Raw genomic sequence first — 3,829 nt, forward strand, 5'->3', positions numbered from 1 at the left:
GCTTTTTTTACTTTTTCACCATATTTCAGCACCTGCCCCGGCGTATTAAAAACAATGTGGTCGGCATAATTTAAAATCTCATCAAACTCATCCGGGCGGTAGGCGGCAGAAAACACATGGGTCTCCCCGCCAAACTCCGTTTTTCCAAGTCGCGCCTCATAAAGCCCGCTCGCCGCGGTTCCCGACAGATACTGACGAATCAGCGGGTAGACCGAATACATGGAAAATGCTTTCTGTGCCAGCAGAATCCGGCATCCAGCCCGCTCTGCCGTATCTTTCAAAATTTCCAGATTTTTCTTTAAAAGCGTCTCATCCACCACATAAAATGGCGTGCGGATCGCCTCCGTGTCCCGGAGAACCCCAGCCGCCTCCCGTTCCTGCATCTGTTTTCCTTCCTTTCCTTCTCGTTTCCAGCTTCCCTGTCCATTCGCTTCCTGCGCCTAAAAAGCGCAAAATAAAACCATTTTCTTACATGGAGGCATTTTTATCTTAATCCACCAGTGCCGGATCCCAGGATTCCTTCCACGGAAGTCCCCATTTATTTAACGCATCCATAAATGGATCCGGATCAAATTCTTCAATATTATAAACGCCCGGTTTCTGCCAGGTTCCATTCATCACCAGCATCGCACCGATCATCGCCGGTACACCGGTTGTATAGGAGATCGCCTGGGAACCAACCTCTTTGTAGCACTCCTGATGATCACAGATATTATATAAGTAATACTTCTTCTCTTTTCCATCCTTCTTACCCTGGAAAATGCATCCGATATTCGTTTTTCCAACAGTACGAGGACCAAGGGATGCCGGATCCGGAAGCACTGCCTTTAAGAACTGCAGCGGTACGATCTCTTTTCCTTCGTACATAATCGGCTCGATCGAAGTCATGCCGACGTTCTCCAGACACTTTAAATGGGTCAGGTAACTCTGACCGAAGGTCATGAAGAAGCGGATCCGCTTGATTCCCGGCATATTGAGCGCCAACGATTCGATCTCCTCATGGTGAAGCAGGTACATATCCTTCATGCCGACGCCGTCAAAATCATACTCTCTCTTGATCTCCATCGGTTTCGTCTCTACCCAGTGTCCATCTTCCCAGTAAGAACCGTTTGCCGACACCTCCCGGATATTGATCTCCGGGTTAAAATTGGTTGCAAACGGATAGCCGTGGTCGCCGCCGTTGCAGTCCAGAATGTCGATGTAGTTGATTTCGTCAAATTCATGTTTCAGCGCATACGCCGAAAACACACCGGTTACACCCGGATCAAAGCCGCTTCCCAGCAATGCGGTAATGCCCGCCTCTTTAAATTTCTCACGGTATGCCCACTGCCATTTGTACTCAAATTTTGCCGTGTCCTCCGGCTCATAGTTCGCAGTATCGATATAATGGGTCTTCGTCGCCAGGCAGGCATCCATGATCGTCAGATCCTGGTACGGAAGCGCCAGGTTCAGCACCACATCCGGGTTAAATTTCTCAATCAGGGCAATCAGCTCATCCACGTTGTTTGCATCCACCTGCGCAGTCTGGATCTTCGTCTTGGTGGTTCCTTCTAATTTTTCTTTCAGCGCATCGCATTTGGACTTCGTCCGGCTTGCAATGCAGATCTCCTCAAATGCCTCGCTGTTCTGGCAGCACTTGTGAATTGCTACGGAAGCTACGCCTCCACATCCGATAATTAACGCTTTTCCCATCTTTTTTCCTCCTGTATTCTGAAATGTACTCTGTTTTTGTTTCATTTTATAATCCAAATTTCACATTTGCTTTTGTTCAAACACTTTTCAGTTCATGTCTCAAACACACACTTTTATTTGATGATACCAGGGTCAAAAGGTCAGAAGTTCGACGCAAGCTTGCTTGCAGGAGAATTTTTGACCTTGGGACCCGCCAAAAACATTTCTTACTTAATCTTTGGATTTCCCAACAGCGCCAGCAGCATCTCCCTTACAATCTTGCACGCCACCGCCGTCGATGCACCGGACGCATCCAGCGCCGGGGATAATTCATTCACATCACATCCAACAATCCGAGCTGCGCTGCAGATCTGCGTAACTGCCCGTCGAAGTTCCTCAAAACTGATTCCGCCCGGTTCCGGCGTTCCTGTTCCCGGAAACACACTCGGATCCAGCACATCCAAATCCAGGGTAAAATACACCGGTTTTCCTTCCAGTTTCCGAAGAGTTTCCTGAAGGACTTCCATATCCACAATAAATGGATGCGTCGTCACGTGTTCTTTTCCCCAGCGCCATTCCTCCCGGTCGCCGGAGCGGATACCAAACTGCGTGATCCTGCCGTCTCCCAGGACTTCCCAGCAGCGGCGCAGCACACAGGCGTGCGAAAGTTTCGCACCCAGATAATCGTCCCGCAGATCGGCATGTGCATCAAAATGGATGATATGCAGATCCGGATATTTCTCTGCCAGCGCCTGCACCGGTGCCAGCGTCACCAGGTGCTCGCCGCCCAGCATAAATGGGATCTTGCCATCCCCGGCAACCTCCGCCGCCCGTTCCCGCAGATCCTTTAACGCCAACGATGCGTCACCAAAGCAGAGCTCCTGATCGCCTGCGTCAAACACAGCGTAATCGGTCAGATCACGGTCCTGGTACGGCGAATACGATTCCAGCCCATAGGATTCCGAGCGGATCGCCCGTGAGCCGAACCGGGTGCCCGGGCGGTACGAAGTGGTCGAGTCAAACGGCGCGCCGTAGAGCACGATCCCCGCCTCCTCATAGCTGGCGTCACACGCCAGAAACGTCTCAATATTTGCCTTCAACATCTTCTAACATCTCCTCCACATATGCCGGCAGGTAAAATGCCCCTTTATGCAGGGTCGTCGTATAATACCGGCAGTCCAGCCCCCGCAGGTTCCATCTTGTCTCATCCAAATCCTTTAACGGATGGTATTTCTTCGACGCAAATCCAAACAGCCAGTGCCCGGACGGGTAGGTCGGAATATGCGCCTGATAGACGCGGCTGATCGGAAACGACTCTACGATCCGCTTATGTGCCCGCTTGCACGCCTCCGCGTCCTCGGCATAAAACGGGCTTTCATGCTGATTGACCATAATGCCATCCTCTTTTAACGCCTTATAGCAGTTCCCGTAAAATTCCCGGGTAAAAAGCCCCTCGCCCGGTCCAAACGGGTCGGTCGAATCCACGATGATCAGATCGTATTCATTTTCCTTAAAGCGGACATATTTCAGCCCATCCTCATAGTGGATCGAGAGTCTCGGATCATCAAGACGGCACGCTGTCTTCGGCAGATATTTCCGGCAGACCTCCACCACCAGCGGGTCGATCTCCACCATGTCGATGTGCTCGATTTCCGGATAGCGGGTCAGCTCCCGGATCACGCCTCCATCCCCGGCTCCAATTACCAGTACCTTTTTGACCAACGGATGCACTGCCATCGGCACATGCGTGATCATTTCGTGATAGATAAATTCATCCTTTTCCGTCAGCATCATATATCCATCCAAAGTCAGAAACCGCCCAAATTCCGGCGAATCAAAGACATCGATCCGCTGAAACTCGCTCTTTCCGCTGTAAAGCTGGCGATCCACCCGGATGGAAATTTTTACATTTGGCGTATGATTCTCTGAAAACCAGAAATTCATAATTTTCCCCTTTCTATCTACTGCTTATCTATTTCAGCACATTCAGGCGCTCAATCCCCGGATCCTCCGGTCCAGTCATTGAACATCCTTTTTCCAGCGCATACGCAATGTAGTCAATGATCTCTTCCGTGATCTGTTCGCCCGGCGTCAGAATCGGGATGCCCGGCGGGTAGCACATGACAAACTCACTGCACACACGTCCGGCTGTCTCGCG

At 50.8% G+C, this 3,829-nt stretch carries 3 protein-coding genes and 2 pseudogenes; all 5 read right to left on the reverse strand.

Annotation, left to right across the window (positions count from 1 at the left end; genetic code table 11):
• A pseudogene (locus QVO97_RS11900) lies at positions 1 to 383 on the reverse strand (carboxynorspermidine decarboxylase); the annotation flags it as partial.
• Positions 384 to 489: 106 nt separating this feature from the next.
• Positions 490 to 1,692, reverse strand: coding sequence for a saccharopine dehydrogenase family protein (locus QVO97_RS11905; protein WP_022360539.1), 1,203 nt, complete (start codon positions 1,690 to 1,692; stop codon positions 490 to 492).
• Positions 1,693 to 1,898: 206 nt separating this feature from the next.
• Positions 1,899 to 2,774 carry an agmatinase gene (gene speB, locus QVO97_RS11910; RefSeq protein WP_022360540.1) on the reverse strand — a complete coding sequence of 292 codons (876 nt, stop codon included), beginning with the start codon at positions 2,772 to 2,774 and terminating at the stop codon, positions 1,899 to 1,901.
• Complete coding sequence (gene speE, locus QVO97_RS11915) at positions 2,755 to 3,615, reverse strand: polyamine aminopropyltransferase (RefSeq protein WP_022360541.1); 861 nt, start codon at positions 3,613 to 3,615, stop codon at positions 2,755 to 2,757. The genes speB and speE overlap by 20 nt, the downstream gene beginning before the upstream one ends.
• Before the next feature lie 28 nt (positions 3,616 to 3,643).
• Positions 3,644 to 3,829, reverse strand: a pseudogene (locus QVO97_RS11920) (arginine decarboxylase); the annotation flags it as partial.

Origin of the sequence: Clostridium sp. CAG:43 (assembly GCF_000434655.1) — a bacterium.
GTDB lineage: Bacteria > Bacillota > Clostridia > Lachnospirales > Lachnospiraceae > Otoolea > Otoolea fessa.